The sequence below is a fragment of the Brevibacillus sp. SYP-B805 genome, from assembly GCF_011059135.1.
Lineage (GTDB): Bacteria > Bacillota > Bacilli > Brevibacillales > Brevibacillaceae > Brevibacillus_F.
Window position 1 is genome coordinate 14,706 of the sequence record NZ_JAALGD010000013.1, and the last position, 14,115, is coordinate 28,820.

Consider the following 14,115-nt stretch of genomic DNA (forward strand, 5'->3'; position numbering starts at 1 on the left):
GGAAGGTGCATCCGGCATTTTTGCCGATTAGGGAAGCCCTGCTTCGACCAGACTAAGAAAAGGAACCGTAACATCGGCAGGTGAGGTATGATTCTCGATTATCTTGTTCCCTTTTTGGCGGCCTTTTTTCTTGTGTACGTGTTGATCCCGTTGGCCAAACGGCTCGCCTGGCGGTATCGGCTGGTGGACATGCCGATTGGCCGGAAAGCCCACGCCAAGCCCATGCCGCTCTCCGGCGGGATTGCCATGTATGTAGGCATCATGATCGTGCTTTGCCTGTTTGCCGGAGGGCAGCCGCTTGTGCACGTTCTGGCTGTCGGCGGCGCCATGCTGATCGGAATCGGCACGGTTGACGACTGGTTTAAGGCACGCCGTCTGGAATTTCCCGTCTCCCCCAAAATGGCGGTGCAGCTGCTGGCTGCCCTGTTCGCTTTTGCCATGGATATCCGTTTCCGGGGCATCAGCCTTTCCTGGTTCGGCGGGATCGAGGGAGGGATGGTATCATTTCCGCTGTGGTTGTCGTTTGCGGCCACCCTGGTGTGGATCCTGGGATTGATTAACATGGTGAACTTTCTGGACGGGGCGGACGGATTGGCAGGAGGGGTGGTGACATTTGCGGCGACCACCTTGTTTCTGATCGCGCTGGCGAAAGGACAGGCATTGACCGCCTTGATTGCCATCGTCATGGCAGGGGCTGTCCTGGCGTTTCTGCGGTTCAACTTTTATCCGGCCCAATTGTTCATGGGGGATGCGGGGGCAACGTTTTTGGGGTTTGCGCTGGGGATCGTCTCCCTGGAAGGAACGATGAAAGGAGCCACGCTGATCTCCCTGGCAGTCACCGTGCTTGCCCTGGGGCTCCCTGTGATGGATACGCTGCAGGTTCTGGTCAGCCGTCTGCTGGCCGGCACGCCGATGCATCAGGCAGACAGGAGGCATGTCCATCATCGCCTCATGTCCAAGGGATTGAGCGCCAGGCAGACCGTGGTGGTGCTGTATCTGGTCAGCATCCTGTTCTCTGCCTTCTCCCTGCTCTTGTTCCTGTACGTCATGTAGTCGCACAATACAGCTTGAAGCGGTTTTTGCCCTGCTGTTTCGCTTGATACAAGGCTTCGTCCGCCCGTTTGAGCAGCAGAAACTTGTCATCGGCGTCATACGGATACAGGGCGATGCCGATGCTGACCGTCACCGGGAAGCGGTGCTGCTTGATCTGCCACGGCTGTTCCAGCGACTGCACAATCCGCTCGGCGATCTTGACGGCCTCATCCAGGGAGTGGATGACCGGCAGAACCACCACGAATTCATCCCCGCCCAATCGGGCCAGGATGTCCGAATCACGCAGGCAGTACCGCAGCCGTTTGGCGAAACCGGTCAGGAATTCGTCGCCGATGTCGTGGCCGAAGGTGTCGTTGATCATTTTAAACTCATCGCAGTCGAGATAAAGAACAGCCAGGAGATGATGATACTCTTTCGCGCGGGACATCGCATCGTCCAGAAGATCAAACAGCAGGCGCCGGTTGGGAAGATCGGTCAGCATGTCGTGATAAGCCATATAGAGTAGTTTGGCTTCCAAACGTTTGCGTTCCGTCACATCACGGGTCACCGTGAACACGTGCGTGCATATGCCGTCAGCGTTGAAAATCGGGGTGAGGATCGATTCGCCGAAGATGTCCCCGCCCCCCTCCTCTTCGTCAATATAGGAGAGGGGTTTCCCGCTGGCAACGGCTTGCTGGTAGATGCTGTTGAGCAGCTGCCCTTTTTTCCCCGTATAGACCTCGGTGATCGAACGGCCGTAAGCTTCTTCCGACAGCCCGGCGACGCGCATGGCAGCCGGATTCATCATCACATACCGAAATGTATCCCCGTTTTCGACAGCCATCAAGAAAATCATGTCCGAGATATGATCAAAAAAACAGGACAGCACATGGCCATATTCCTGAATGAGGTGGGTTAAATCGCTCTTTGACATACGCTTAGCTCCTTATGCGCTCGCTTCGGCTATGCTTTCCATTATAGTACAGGGTCAATCTGATTGAAAATCGCCACTTTTGTCGAAAAGTATCTATTTCCAAAAGATTCAGTCGCGCGGTACAGTTTGCTCCCCTTTGGAGATCATGGTAGAGTATGGATGAGGTAAACATGAACGCAAAAACACTGGGAGATGACCTATGCGCAAGAAACTGCTTGGCGGCCTGATTCATCGCTTGCCGCAAAACGCGATGTCGCGGACAATGGGGAAAATCACCGCGTCCCGATTCAGCCGGCTGGCTATCCGGCGATATATCCGGCATTATCACATCGACGTGGATGCGGTGGAAAAACCGGTGGAAGAGTACAAATCGCTGAAAGAGTTTTTTACCCGCCGGCTGAAGCCGGATGCGCGCCCGGTCGCTGACGGGCCCGGTGTGATCGTCAGTCCGGTGGACGGCACCATATCCCAGATGGGCGATATACAGGAAGGCACGCTGATTCAGGCGAAAGGAAAGCTGTACAGCGTGGGGGAACTGCTCGGGGGTGCGCCGGAGCTGGCCAGGCGCTTTCAGGGCGGCAAGTTTGTCACCATTTATCTGAGCCCCCGCGATTACCACCGCATTCACATGCCGGTGGACGGGGTGCTGCGTACCTATACCTATGTACCGGGTCGGCTGTATCCGGTGAACCGATTGGGCGTCGAGCAGGTGGACAGACTGTTTGCCCGCAATGAGCGGCTGGTTACGTTCATCGACTCGGCAGAGATTGGCTCCGTCGCCGTGGTGAAAGTAGGCGCCCTCTTTGTCGGCAGCGTCAAGGTGACCTACTGCCGGGCGACCACCAATGTGAAGCGGGGCAAGCAGGTGAGCGAGCAGATCCCGGATAGCCCCATGCTGCGCAAAGGGGAGGAGCTTGGCTGGTTCGAGTTCGGGTCTACGGTGATCCTGGTGTTCGAGAGCGGAGAGATCGAATGGGGCCCCGGGGTGCAGGTGGGCAGCACGCTGTTGATGGGACAGATGCTGGCGCGAAAAGCGGTGAGATAGGTACGGAAGAGACGGCCTTGTCGCGGGACAAGGCCGTTTTTTTGCAGCGCGCCTCGATAATGATCCGTAAAAAATATTTGACTGCCCGTCCCTGGTGCCATCCGCCGCGATCAAATTGACGATCATGGCTTTTTTCAAGTATGATCAAGGTTATGATGCTGCTTGGCTAGCCTTGGAGGTGGAGAGAAATGAGTGCGATTACACGCAAGGAAGTGGAGCATGTGGCCAATCTGGCCCGCCTGCGATTGACGGAGGAAGAAGCGGAGCGGTTTACCAAGGATCTGAATGCGATTCTGGAGTTCGCCGCCAAACTGAATGAATTGGATACCTCGAACGTGCCGCCCACCAGCCACGCGACGGATGTGAAAAATGTGATGCGCGAGGACCGGAACCGGCCGTCCATCCCGCGCGAAGAGGCGCTGCGCAATGCGCCCGAAGAGGAAGACGGCCAGTTCAAGGTGCCGGCCGTCTTTGAATAGCCGGTTGACGAAAGGAGGAGACAGACGTGTCATTGTTCGATAAACGATTGTCGGAAATACATAGCGACCTAAGAGCCAAACGGCTGTCCGTCACCGATCTCGTCCAGGCCTCCCTCGAGCGGATTGCGGAGACGGACGACGCGATCAAGGCGGTGCTCCGGGTGGATGAGGAGGGGGCGCTTCAGCAGGCGAAGGCGCTGGACGAGCGTCTTGCCAAGGGGAACGAGCCGCTCGGGCTGCTGTACGGCCTGCCTGCCGGCCTGAAGGACAACATCGTGACCAAAGGGATGCTGACCACCTGCGCGAGCAAAGTCCTGGCCAATTACGACCCGATCTATGACGGAACGGTGAGCGCGAAGCTGCGGGCAGCCGATGCCGTGATCGTAGCCAAATGCAACATGGACGAGTTTGCCATGGGCGGTTCCACCGAAAACTCCGGTTTCTACCCCGCCCGCAACCCGTGGAACACGGATTACGTGCCGGGCGGCTCCAGCGGCGGCTCGGCGGCTGCGATGGCGGCCCGCCAATTCTTCTTTACCCTGGGTTCGGACACCGGCGGTTCGATCCGTCAGCCGGCCGCGTTTTGCGGGGTAGTCGGCCTGAAACCCACCTATGGGCGAGTTTCCCGTTTCGGGTTGGTGGCGTACGCCTCGTCGCTCGACCAGATCGGCCCGATCACCAAGAACGTGGAAGATGCCGCGTACGTCCTGCAGGCGATCGCCGGTTACGATGAGCTGGATTCGACGTCGGCCAACGTGGAGGTGCCGGATTATCTGTCCGCCCTCACCGGCGATGTGAAAGGCCTGCGCATCGGCGTGCCGCGCGAACTGATCGGCGAAGGCATCGACCCGGAGGTGCGGGACGCGGTGCTGGCCGCGCTGAAGCAGCTGGAGAGCATGGGGGCCGTCTGGGACGAAATCTCCATGCCCCATACCGAATATGCCGTACCGGCCTACTACCTGCTGGCATCCTCCGAAGCGTCGTCCAACCTGGCCCGCTTCGACGGGGTGCGCTATGGCGTGCGCGCCGACAATGCGGACAACCTGATCGAGATGTACAAGGAGTCGCGCAGCCAGGGCTTCGGTCCGGAGGTGAAGCGGCGCATCATGCTCGGCACCTACGCGCTGTCCGCCGGATACTACGACGCCTACTACAAAAAAGCGCAGCAGGTGCGCACGCTGATCATCCAGGATTTTCAGGCGGCATTTGCCCAGTATGACGTCATCCTGCATCCGACGACGCCGACAACCGCCTTCAAGCTGGGAGACAAGCTGGACGATCCGGTCAAAATGTATCTGGAAGACATCTGCACCGTGCCGGTCAACCTGGCGGGACTGCCGGCCATCAGCGTGCCGTGCGGCTTTGCTGCGAACGGGCTGCCGATCGGCATGCAGCTTGTCGGCAAAGCATTTGACGAATCCACGATTTTGCGCGTGGCCCATGCCTATGAGCAGGCGACCAGCCATCATCTGCGCAAACCGGAACTGGTGAGGGGGTAAGCGAGATGAGCCAGTTTGAAACGGTCATCGGCCTGGAGGTACACGTCGAACTGTCGACGAACAGCAAAATCTTCTGCGGCTGCCCGACGGAATTCGGAGCGCCGCCCAACACGCATACATGCCCGATCTGCCTGGGCCATCCCGGGGTGCTGCCGGTGTTGAACAGGCAGGCGGTGGAATTCGCCATGAAAGCCGCGCTGGCCCTCAATTGCGAGATTTCCCGGGAGACCAAGTTCGACCGGAAAAACTACTTCTACCCGGACCTGCCCAAGGCGTATCAAATCTCGCAGTATGACCAGCCGATCGGCAAAAACGGCTGGATCGACATCGAGGTGAACGGCGAGAAGAAGCGCATCGGGATCACCCGCCTTCATCTGGAGGAAGACGCGGGGAAACTGACCCACGCTCCCTATGGCGGCGGATCGCTGGTCGATTTCAACCGGGTGGGCGTGCCGCTGGTGGAGATCGTCTCCGAGCCGGATATCCGCAGCCCCGAGGAAGCCAAGGCGTATCTGGAGAAGCTGAAAGCCATCCTGCAGTATACGGAAGTGTCCGATGTCAAAATGGAGCAGGGGTCGCTTCGCTGCGATGCCAACGTCTCCATCCGCCCGGTGGGCCAGAAAGAATTCGGCACCAAGACCGAGCTGAAAAACATGAACTCCTTCCGCTTTGTCCAAGCCGCGCTGGAGTACGAGGTGGAGCGGCAGAAGCATCTCGTCCTCTCGGGGGGCAAGGTGGTGCAGGAGACTCGCCGCTGGGACGAAGGGGAGAAGAAGACCATTTCGATGCGCTCCAAGGAAGAGGCGCATGATTACCGCTACTTCCCGGATCCGGATCTGGTCCGGCTGCAGATTTCGGAAGAATGGATCGACAGGGTGAAAGCGTCCATCCCCGAGCTGCCGGATGCCCGCCAGGCCCGCTATGTGGAGCAGTACGGCCTGTCTGCCTACGATGCCGGCATCATCACCATGACCAAGGAGTCCGCCGACTTCTATGATGAAGCGGTGAAGACAGGCGCTGATCCGAAGGCGGTCGCGAACTGGCTGATGGGGGATCTGTTCGGCTATCTGAACGCCAACAATCTGGAGCTGGCCGATGTGAAAATCACGCCGGAGGGACTCGGCGAAATGATCAAGCTGATCGAAAAAGGCACGATCTCCTCCAAAATCGCCAAAACGGTCTTCAAAGAGATGGTGGAGACCGGCAAAGACCCGGCCAGGATCGTCGAGGAGAAGGGGCTTGTCCAGATTAGCGATGAAGGCGAACTGCAGCGGGTGGTGGAGGACGTGATCGCCGCCAATCCGCAGGCGGTGCAGGATTATAAAAACGGCAACGAGAAGGCGGTCGGCTTTTTTGTCGGCCAGGTGATGAAACAAACCAAAGGCAAGGCCAACCCGCCGCTGGTGAACAAGCTGCTGATGGAAGCCTTGAAAAAAATATAAGCGCATGTGATGAAACCGTCTGCGGGTGCAGGCGGTTTTTTCCGCTTCGCCGCAGTTGACAGGAGAGGAAAAAAGACGTACGATCTTGTTAGATATTTAGACAGTTTTCTAAATATCTAACAAATGGCTGGCGAAAGGGGTGGATGCATGAACGAAACCTTTAAAGCATTGGCCGATCCAACGCGGCGGCACATCATCCGCCTGTTGAAGGAAAAAGATATGACCGCGGGGGAAATCGCCGACCACTTCAACATGACGAAGCCCAGCATCTCCCATCATTTAAGCACGCTCAAGCAGGCGAAGCTGATACTGGACGAACGACAGGGGCAGAATATCGTCTATTCGCTGAATACGACGGTGGTGCAGGACGTCCTGGGCTGGTTTCTGGAGATTATCGACGGGAAAGACCCGGGAAAGGGGAAGGAAGAAGATGAATAGAGTGCTCATGGTGATCATTTGGCTGCTTCCCATGATGGTCGGCCTGTTCACATACGACAAACTGCCGGAAACAATGGCGACCCACTTCGATTTTCACGGGGAGGCGAACGGCTACCAGAGCAAAGGGATGTTTTTCCTTACCTATCTGCTGATCAGCGGCCTGCTGATCGTGCTGACCAATCTGAGCCGCCGGATCGATCCCCGGAAGGAGAACTACCCGAAGTTTGAAAAGGCATTCGGGATCATCCGGCTGCTGGTGCTCTTTGTACTGAGCGCCGGGTTTATCTTCGTGATCGCCGTCAATCTTGGCCTGGCCGTGGATGCGGTCATCGCGGCCCATCTGCTCGTCGGGGTAACCTGGCTGGTGATCGGCAACTATCTGGGGCAGGTGCGCAGCAATTATTTCATCGGGATTCGCACGCCGTGGACGCTCGCGAGCGATGAGGTATGGCGAAAGACCCACCGCTTCTCCGGTCCGCTCTGGGTGGTCGTGGGGGCGATCATGGTGATTTCGGCTTTTGTCCCGTTCCTTCGCCAAACGCCTTTTCTGCTGTTCGCCCTGATCGCGGCATCGGCTTTGCTGCCGGTGCTGTACTCCTATGTGATCTACCGGCAGGGCTCCAGGTGAGCGGAACCACATTCTCCGGTTGACATTCCCCTGACGGAAACCGGTATGATAGTAGGGATAGAGAAAGAAAGGGTGGAGGTCCATGCCCAGCCGTCCTGTCCTGACATTGGTTGGCTTCAATTTCCTGTACTACGTGATGTTGTCCATCTTTATCTCCTATTTGCCCGTCTACTTTTCGGCCCGCGGCATCTCCCCGGCCGAGATCGGTTTGCTGCTTGGTCTCGGCACGGTCGTCGGCATTTTTTCGCCGCCGCTGTGGGGGTATATCAGCGACAGGTGGCAAAACGTCAAACGGGCGCTGCTGGTTATCGTAGGGGCTCTTGCCGTCCTGGGAACCATCCTGTTTCAGCTCTCGTCCCATCAGCTGCTGTTCGTCTTTGCCGCCCTCGCCTATTTTTTCATGTCGCCCATCGGCCCGTTGACGGACAGCGTCAATTACCGGGTCGCCGAGGAAGAGCGGGTCAGCTTCGGTTCCATTCGGCTGTTCGGCTCCATCGGCTACGGGACATCCGCGCTGGTCGTCGGCATGCTGCTTGAAAAATGGGGGATGGACAGCCTGGCGTACCTGTTCCTGGGAAGCGGTCTCTGCACCTTTGCCGTAGGCCTCTTGCTGCCGCAGCAGGCGGGAGCGCCCAAACCGGTTTCCGTCAAAGCCATCAAGCACTTTCTTGCGAATCGCCGCACGCTCTGGCTGCTGTTCGTCATCCTGCTGCTTTCCATTCCGCACCGTGCCAACGACAGCTTTGTCGGGGTGTATATCCAGCATCTCGGCGGGACGACCGCGATGGTGGGGCAGGCGTGGTTTTATGCCACCGCCAGCGAAGCGGTCAGCTTTGCGCTCGCCTTCTACTGGCTGCGGCACGGGAAGGAACTGCCCCTCATGGCTATTGCGGCGGCCTTCTTCGCGCTCCGCTACATGTTGTGCGCCAGTTTGACGGAGCCGCATTGGATTGCGCTGCTGCAGCTGTTCCACGGGGTAACCTTCGCCGTTTTTTACAGCGCTTCCATCCAGTATCTGTACCGTACCGCGCCCGACGAACTGAAAGCGACCGGACAAACGGTTTTTGCGTGCATCTTTTTCGGGCTGTCGGGCATCATCAGTTCCGTGTTGGGCGGCTGGATTTTCGGCAAACTGGGCGGATCGGTCCTGTATCAGTGGATGGCGGTGATGTCCGTATTTTCCCTGTCGCTTATTCTGCTGACCATTCGGAAGTACCGGTCTGCGGCCTCCAGGCACAACGGCTTGCCGCACTAAAAAACACCTCCCGCATCCATGCCCATGGATGGTCGGGAGGTGTTTCATTTTCAGCGGCTCAATGAACCTGTTCGTTAAAGGACATGACCCACACCGAGCCCGCCACGATCGTAAACGTGATGACAGCCCCCAGGATCAAGGCCATGACATTGTAGCGCGGCTTCTCTCCTTCCCGGATGTGCATGAAGAAGAAGAGCTGCACCAGAAACTGCAGGATCGCCATGGCGATGATGGCCACGATGAGCGGCACCCTGCTCAGCATGTGATTCAAGACAAGCACCAGCGGAATGATGGTCAGCACGATCGACAGCAGAAAGCCGATCGTATACGATTTTGTCGAACCATGTGTCTCGTGATGCGCCATGTTACATCACCCCCATCAGATAGACGACGGTAAAGAGGAAAATCCAGACCACATCCAGGAAGTGCCAGTAAAGCGTGACGGTGAACACTTTGCGATGGGTCACCGGCGTGATGCCCCGGCGAGCCAGCTGGATCATGATCGCGGTCATCCACACCAGACCGAGCGACACGTGCAGCCCGTGCGTTCCGACCAGGGTGTAAAAGGCGGAAAGAAACGCGCTGGTGGCGATGGTCGCTCCCTCATGCACCATGTTGGCAAATTCGCTGATTTCCAGCCCGATAAAGGCTGCTCCCAGCAGCGCCGTCACGATCAACCAGCCGATCAGCGCTTTCGTGTTGCCCTTGTGCATCGCCAGCGTTGCCAGTCCGCTGGTATAGCTGCTCGTCAGCAGGATAAAGGTCTCGGCCACAAATCCCGGAACTTCGAACAGCTCATGGCCGGCCGGTCCGCCGGCGGTGTGTGTCCTGAGCACCACATAGGTGGCGAACAGGCTGGCAAACAGAATGCAGTCGGTCACCAGGAAGATCCAGAACCCCATGATTTTCAAGGACTCTTGGTCATGGTGGTCATGCGGATGGTCGTGATGAGCCGCGGCATGTGCTTGTGCCATTAGACAGCCCTCCCCAGTGCCTTTTCGGTGCGTCTGATCTCATCCACCGAAATGTAGTAATCCGTGTCATATTGGAACGAACGGACAAGCAGGCAAATCCCGACGCCGATCAACCCGGCAACGGCCATCCACACCCACAGGAAGGTGAAGCCGAAGCCGGCGATAAACCAGAAGAACGACATGACAAACGGAATGGCCGAGTTTTTCGGCATATGGATCGGTTCCAGCTTGACCGGCTCCTGTTTGACTTCGCCCTGCTGCATCTGCTGTTTCTTTTCCCACCATGCATCCATGCTGTTCACCTGCGGCAGGACAGCGAAGTTATAGAGCGGAGCCGGGGACGGAATCGACCATTCCAGCGTGCGGCCGTTCCAGGGGTCTCCCGTCAGGTCGCGTTCCCCATGCTTGATGCTGTAGGCGATTTGCCATACCTGGAAGATAAAGCCGATCCCCATGAGGAAGGCTCCCACCGTCGACACGAAGTTCAGCGGCGCCCAGCCCATGTCCCAGCCGTAGGTGTACACGCGGCGGGTCATCCCCATGAATCCCAGGGCATACTGCGGCATGAAGCAGACGTAGAACCCGATATTCCAGAACCAGAAGCCCCATTTGCCCAAACGTTCATCCAGCTTGAAGCCGAACATCTTTGGCCACCAGTAGTAAATCCCGGCCAGGTAGCCGAATACCACCCCGCCGATCAGCACCTGGTGGAAGTGGGCGATCAGGAAATAGCTGTTGTGGTACTGATAATCCGCCGGCGCGACGGCCAGCATGACCCCGGTCGCGCCCCCCACCACGAAGCACGGGATGAAGGCCAGCGTCCACAGCATCGGCTGCTTCATCTGGATGCGGCCGCGGAACATGGTAAACAGCCAGTTAAAGACCTTCACGCCGGTCGGAATCCCGATCGCCATCGTCGAGATCGCGAAGAAGGTATTGACGTCAGCGCCGGCCCCCATGGTGAAGAAGTGGTGAACCCAGGTAAAGAAGGAGAGCACGCTGATGATCATCATGGAGAAAACCATGGACTTGTACCCGAAAATGGTCTTCTTCGAAAAGGTGCTGACGATTTCGGAATAGATCCCGAAGGCCGGAATCACCACGATATACACCTCAGGGTGTCCCCACATCCAGATCAGGTTGACGTACATCATGGGATTGCCGCCGCCGTCCAGGGTAAAGAAGTGGGCCCCGGTAAAACGGTCGATAAACAGCAGCGCCAGCGTCACGGTCAAAATCGGAAAGGCGAAAATGATCATGACGCAGCTCGACAGCACGGACCAGCTGAAGAGCGGCATCTGCATCAGCTTCATGCCGGGCGCGCGCATTTTCAAGATGGTCACCAGGAAGTTGATCCCCGTCGCCAAACTCCCGATCCCGGAAATCTGAATTCCCCAGATATAGAAGTTTTGCCCGACGCCCGGACTGCTGGACAGTTCGGAAAGCGGCGGATAGGCGAGCCAACCCGAATCGGGGGATCCCCCGATGACAAAGGAGAGGTTAAACAGCATCGCCCCGAAGAAAAAGAGCCAGAAGCTGAGCGCATTCAGAAACGGATAAGCCACGTCCCGCGCCCCGATCTGCAGGGGAACCACAATGTTAAACAAGGCAAACATCATCGGCATCGCCATAAACAGAATCATGATGGTGCCGTGTGTCGTAAAGATGGCGTTGTAGTGCTCCGAGTGCAGGAAATGGACATCGGGCATGGCCAGCTGCAGCCGCATCAGCAGCGCGTCAACCCCGCCGCGGAACAGCATCAAGAGCGAAGCGATCAAATACATGATGCCGATCTTCTTGTGGTCTACCGTGGTCAGCCATTCCCGCCACAGCCAGCCCCACTTTTTGTAATAAGTGAGCACAAACACGATGGCGAGCATTGTCATTACGATCGCAACGTCCGCCCCGTAAATCAGCGGGTCGCCGGTTACAAAGAAGGTGGACGCGAATGATTTTATCTCTTCGAACATCTCCATTTTCTCCCCTCTTGCCTTACGGTGTATGGGTCATTCCGTCATGGTTCATGGAGTGATCATGCTCCTGACCGCCGTTTTTCTTGACGATCTCTTCGAACAGCCCTTCCGGATAGGAAGAATAGGTACGGGTTTCAGACAGGCCGGGCTTCGCCAGGGCGGTGTAATCCTCCTTGGTCATGGCCGGTGCCGTCTTTCTCACGTTCTGTGCCCACGCTTCAAACTCGGCTTGCGGCTTCGCAATTACCTTGAACTGCATGTGGGCAAACCCTTTCCCCGTAAAGTTGGCCCCCTGGCCGAAATACTCTCCCGGATGGTCGGCCTGCAGCCAGAGTCTCATCGCCATGCCGGGCATGGTATATTCCTGACCGCCGAGCTGCGGAACCCAGAACGAGTTCATCGGGGCATCCGATGTCAGGACGAACTGGACGGGCACCCCTGCCGGAATCTCCACGTAATTGACGGTGGCCACCTTTTGATCCGGGTAGGTAAACAACCATTTCCAATCGAGCGAGGTCACCTGGATCGTAATGGGCGTGGCGTCCGTCACCGGCGGTTTCACCAGGGCAAAGGTGGTGCGTGCCGTAAAATACCCCAGGATGGCGATAATCACAATCGGAATGCCCCACCACACCACTTCCAGGGTGGTGCTGTGCGCCCAGTCCGGTTTGTAGGGCGCCTTGTTGTCCGGCTTATCCCGATAGCGGTAGATGATAAACGCCAGCAGCGCCAATACGGGAATCACGACAGCGGCACACAGCACAGCGGAAAGGACAATCAGCCGATACTCGGTTTCCGCGACAGGCCCTTTCGGATTCAGGACGAGATACCGGTTGTCACATCCGGCGAGCAACAAGGTCGCCATTGCCGCCATCAGCATCCATTTTCCACGATGGAACCAATCTCTCTTTCTCATGTCTGTTTCATCTCCTCGTCTATCTCCCGCTTGTGCAGCCGAATCAAAATATGTGAATTTGATCACATGTTCATCATAACAGCGAAAGAGCGTTTGTGTGTGCCGCCCGAACAGTGTTCAAAAATCTGTTTTAATTTCGTCGCAAAATGTTCATTCATTCTTCACTAGTTATCCACAAAATAAAAAAGGCCGTACCATTTTCGGTACGACCTTCAGGCTGGCGATAACGTCGGCAGCCATTTTCATTTCGAAGCGGTCTCCTGCTGCTCGCTTCGATACTACCGCTCGCCGGACTCCGTATGCAGCAGGGAAAACACGGTGCTCAACAAAAAGATGTTCATGCCGGCGATCAAACATCCAATGGAAACCATTAAGCCAAGATTTTCACTGTTGAAATCGTTTACATTCCAAATAAACAAAAATATTCCGACTGCTACGGCCAACCACGCGATCCGGCGCAGCATCTGTGCCCCCCGCAGGCCGCTTTGTTGCCTGGCCGCTTGTGCCTGTTGCATCACGTACACGTTGTTCTTCATGGCTAAAACCCCTTTTCCCCGGAGGTGTTCGTACTCCCATTATGCCATGATGTTCACCGAATGTTCAATATTTTTTCAAAAAAAAGACACAAAGCCATGAAGGTCCCGTGGTAGAAAACGGTTCATCTCTTGTCAAAAAGGAAGCCGGGCCCTATAATTGGTAATCATTTGGGAAATAAGGGGTGGCCGCTATCTTTTTCGAAATTCACAAGGACATTCCCCGGGAAGGGCCCGGGAGCAACGAATCCACACGCAAAGCATACGGATTGCTGCAGGGATTGCCGCCCCGCCCGCAGATTCTGGACATCGGGTGCGGTCCGGGGATGCAGACGCTGGAGCTGGCGCGGCTGACGGATGGGAGCATTACGGCTGTTGATACGCATGAGCCGTTTCTGGCGGAATTGACAAGACGGGCAGCGGCAGCCGGGCTGCAGGGGAAAATTACGCCGCTTGTGGCATCGATGTTTTCCCTGCCGTTTCCCGCAAAAAGCTTTGATGTCATTTGGTCGGAAGGGGCCATCTTCATCATCGGGTTCGAGCGGGGGCTGAGGGAATGGCGCTCGTATCTGAAGCCCAACGGTTTTCTGGCTGTCACCGAGATTTCATGGCTGCGCCGGGATTTGCCCGATGAGGTCGCACAGTTCTGGGCAGCCAACTATCCCGCGATGAAGTCAGTCGGGGAGAATATCGACCTGATCCGGCAGACGGGCTATGTGCCGGTCGATCATTTTGTCCTGCCGGAGTCGGACTGGTGGAATGATTATTACGACCCGTTGGAAAAACGAGTGGCCGTGTTGAGGGAGAAATATGCCGATCATCCCGATGCGCTGGCACAGCTGGCGGAGACACAAGCCGAGATCGATCTCTACCGGAAATACGCCGACTGTTATGGCTACGTGTTTTATCTGATGCAAGCCAGATAAGCGGTTCTGTTTGTACTATTTTCCCCTCTCTTCTATAATAG

Annotated in this window: 15 protein-coding genes; 9 read left to right on the plus strand and 6 right to left on the minus strand. The window is 56.8% G+C overall.

Features of this window, described 5'->3' with window-relative positions; translation table 11 throughout:
* Window positions 1-87 precede the first annotated feature (87 nt).
* A complete protein-coding gene (locus G3578_RS15505) occupies window positions 88-1,053 on the plus strand; it encodes an MraY family glycosyltransferase (RefSeq protein ID WP_241254654.1) in 966 nt (321 codons plus the stop codon).
* Here G3578_RS15505 and G3578_RS15510 read toward each other — a convergent pair.
* Window positions 1,046-1,966: a diguanylate cyclase domain-containing protein gene (locus tag G3578_RS15510; protein ID WP_165213874.1), complete on the minus strand. Its 921-nt coding sequence runs from the start codon at window positions 1,964-1,966 to the stop codon at window positions 1,046-1,048. The two genes, G3578_RS15505 and G3578_RS15510, sit on opposite strands and share 8 nt — an antisense overlap.
* A gap of 199 nt (window positions 1,967-2,165) precedes the next feature.
* Here G3578_RS15510 and asd point away from each other — a divergent pair, with 199 nt between their 5' ends.
* The 7 genes from asd to G3578_RS15545 all read left to right on the plus strand — a co-directional run bounded on the left by asd (window position 2,166) and on the right by G3578_RS15545 (window position 8,752).
* Window positions 2,166-3,011, plus strand: a complete 846-nt coding sequence (gene asd / locus G3578_RS15515) for an archaetidylserine decarboxylase (protein ID WP_165213875.1) — start codon at window positions 2,166-2,168, stop codon at window positions 3,009-3,011.
* A gap of 188 nt (window positions 3,012-3,199) precedes the next feature.
* Window positions 3,200-3,490, plus strand: coding sequence for an Asp-tRNA(Asn)/Glu-tRNA(Gln) amidotransferase subunit GatC (gene gatC / locus G3578_RS15520; protein ID WP_165213876.1), 291 nt, complete (start codon window positions 3,200-3,202; stop codon window positions 3,488-3,490).
* A gap of 26 nt (window positions 3,491-3,516) precedes the next feature.
* Window positions 3,517-4,989 carry an Asp-tRNA(Asn)/Glu-tRNA(Gln) amidotransferase subunit GatA gene (gene gatA, locus G3578_RS15525; protein WP_165213877.1) on the plus strand — a complete coding sequence of 491 codons (1,473 nt, stop codon included), beginning with the start codon at window positions 3,517-3,519 and terminating at the stop codon, window positions 4,987-4,989.
* Window positions 4,990-4,994: 5 nt separating this feature from the next.
* Complete coding sequence (gene gatB, locus G3578_RS15530) at window positions 4,995-6,431, plus strand: Asp-tRNA(Asn)/Glu-tRNA(Gln) amidotransferase subunit GatB (RefSeq protein ID WP_165213878.1); 1,437 nt, start codon at window positions 4,995-4,997, stop codon at window positions 6,429-6,431.
* 147 nt (window positions 6,432-6,578) lie between these two features.
* Entirely contained in the window at window positions 6,579-6,869 is a 291-nt protein-coding gene (locus G3578_RS15535) for an autorepressor SdpR family transcription factor (protein ID WP_165213879.1), read from the plus strand.
* Window positions 6,862-7,497 carry an SdpI family protein gene (locus tag G3578_RS15540; protein ID WP_165213880.1) on the plus strand — a complete coding sequence of 212 codons (636 nt, stop codon included), beginning with the start codon at window positions 6,862-6,864 and terminating at the stop codon, window positions 7,495-7,497. The genes G3578_RS15535 and G3578_RS15540 overlap by 8 nt, the downstream gene beginning before the upstream one ends.
* 82 nt (window positions 7,498-7,579) lie before the next feature.
* Entirely contained in the window at window positions 7,580-8,752 is a 1,173-nt protein-coding gene (locus G3578_RS15545) for an MFS transporter (RefSeq protein ID WP_165213881.1), read from the plus strand.
* 58 nt (window positions 8,753-8,810) lie between these two features.
* Here the strand turns inward: G3578_RS15545 and cyoD are convergent, their stop codons facing one another.
* The 5 genes from cyoD to G3578_RS15570 form a co-directional block, all read right to left on the minus strand.
* Window positions 8,811-9,116 carry a cytochrome o ubiquinol oxidase subunit IV gene (cyoD, locus tag G3578_RS15550; RefSeq protein ID WP_165213882.1) on the minus strand — a complete coding sequence of 102 codons (306 nt, stop codon included), beginning with the start codon at window positions 9,114-9,116 and terminating at the stop codon, window positions 8,811-8,813.
* 1 nt (window position 9,117) lies between these two features.
* The gene (gene cyoC, locus G3578_RS15555; RefSeq protein ID WP_165213883.1) at window positions 9,118-9,726 is read right to left on the minus strand and encodes a cytochrome o ubiquinol oxidase subunit III; all 609 of its coding nucleotides are present in this window, start codon (window positions 9,724-9,726) and stop codon (window positions 9,118-9,120) included.
* Window positions 9,726-11,696 carry a cbb3-type cytochrome c oxidase subunit I gene (locus G3578_RS15560; RefSeq protein WP_165213884.1) on the minus strand — a complete coding sequence of 657 codons (1,971 nt, stop codon included), beginning with the start codon at window positions 11,694-11,696 and terminating at the stop codon, window positions 9,726-9,728. Before G3578_RS15560 ends, cyoC begins: the two co-directional genes overlap by 1 nt.
* Window positions 11,697-11,718: 22 nt before the next feature.
* A complete protein-coding gene (locus G3578_RS15565; RefSeq protein ID WP_165213885.1) occupies window positions 11,719-12,615 on the minus strand; it encodes a ubiquinol oxidase subunit II in 897 nt (298 codons plus the stop codon).
* Between the two features lie 278 nt (window positions 12,616-12,893).
* Entirely contained in the window at window positions 12,894-13,151 is a 258-nt protein-coding gene (locus tag G3578_RS15570) for a hypothetical protein (RefSeq protein WP_241254655.1), read from the minus strand.
* 182 nt (window positions 13,152-13,333) lie between these two features.
* Here G3578_RS15570 and G3578_RS15575 point away from each other — a divergent pair, with 182 nt between their 5' ends.
* Complete coding sequence (locus tag G3578_RS15575; RefSeq protein ID WP_165213886.1) at window positions 13,334-14,074, plus strand: methyltransferase domain-containing protein; 741 nt, start codon at window positions 13,334-13,336, stop codon at window positions 14,072-14,074.
* Window positions 14,075-14,115 lie beyond the last annotated feature (41 nt).

Bases quoted from the DNA above. Each gene is read 5' to 3' on its own strand.
- G3578_RS15505 (WP_241254654.1), top strand. From the start codon at position 88: ATGATTCTCGATTATCTTGTTCCCTTTTTGGCGGCCTTTTTTCTTGTG.
- G3578_RS15510 (WP_165213874.1), bottom strand. From the start codon at position 1,966: ATGTCAAAGAGCGATTTAACCCACCTCATTCAGGAATATGGCCATGTG.
- asd (WP_165213875.1), top strand. From the start codon at position 2,166: ATGCGCAAGAAACTGCTTGGCGGCCTGATTCATCGCTTGCCGCAAAAC.
- gatC (WP_165213876.1), top strand. From the start codon at position 3,200: ATGAGTGCGATTACACGCAAGGAAGTGGAGCATGTGGCCAATCTGGCC.
- gatB (WP_165213878.1), top strand. From the start codon at position 4,995: ATGAGCCAGTTTGAAACGGTCATCGGCCTGGAGGTACACGTCGAACTG.
- G3578_RS15535 (WP_165213879.1), top strand. From the start codon at position 6,579: ATGAACGAAACCTTTAAAGCATTGGCCGATCCAACGCGGCGGCACATC.
- G3578_RS15540 (WP_165213880.1), top strand. From the start codon at position 6,862: ATGAATAGAGTGCTCATGGTGATCATTTGGCTGCTTCCCATGATGGTC.
- G3578_RS15545 (WP_165213881.1), top strand. From the start codon at position 7,580: ATGCCCAGCCGTCCTGTCCTGACATTGGTTGGCTTCAATTTCCTGTAC.
- cyoD (WP_165213882.1), bottom strand. From the start codon at position 9,116: ATGGCGCATCACGAGACACATGGTTCGACAAAATCGTATACGATCGGC.
- cyoC (WP_165213883.1), bottom strand. From the start codon at position 9,726: ATGGCACAAGCACATGCCGCGGCTCATCACGACCATCCGCATGACCAC.
- G3578_RS15560 (WP_165213884.1), bottom strand. From the start codon at position 11,696: ATGTTCGAAGAGATAAAATCATTCGCGTCCACCTTCTTTGTAACCGGC.
- G3578_RS15565 (WP_165213885.1), bottom strand. From the start codon at position 12,615: ATGAGAAAGAGAGATTGGTTCCATCGTGGAAAATGGATGCTGATGGCG.
- G3578_RS15570 (WP_241254655.1), bottom strand. From the start codon at position 13,151: ATGAAGAACAACGTGTACGTGATGCAACAGGCACAAGCGGCCAGGCAA.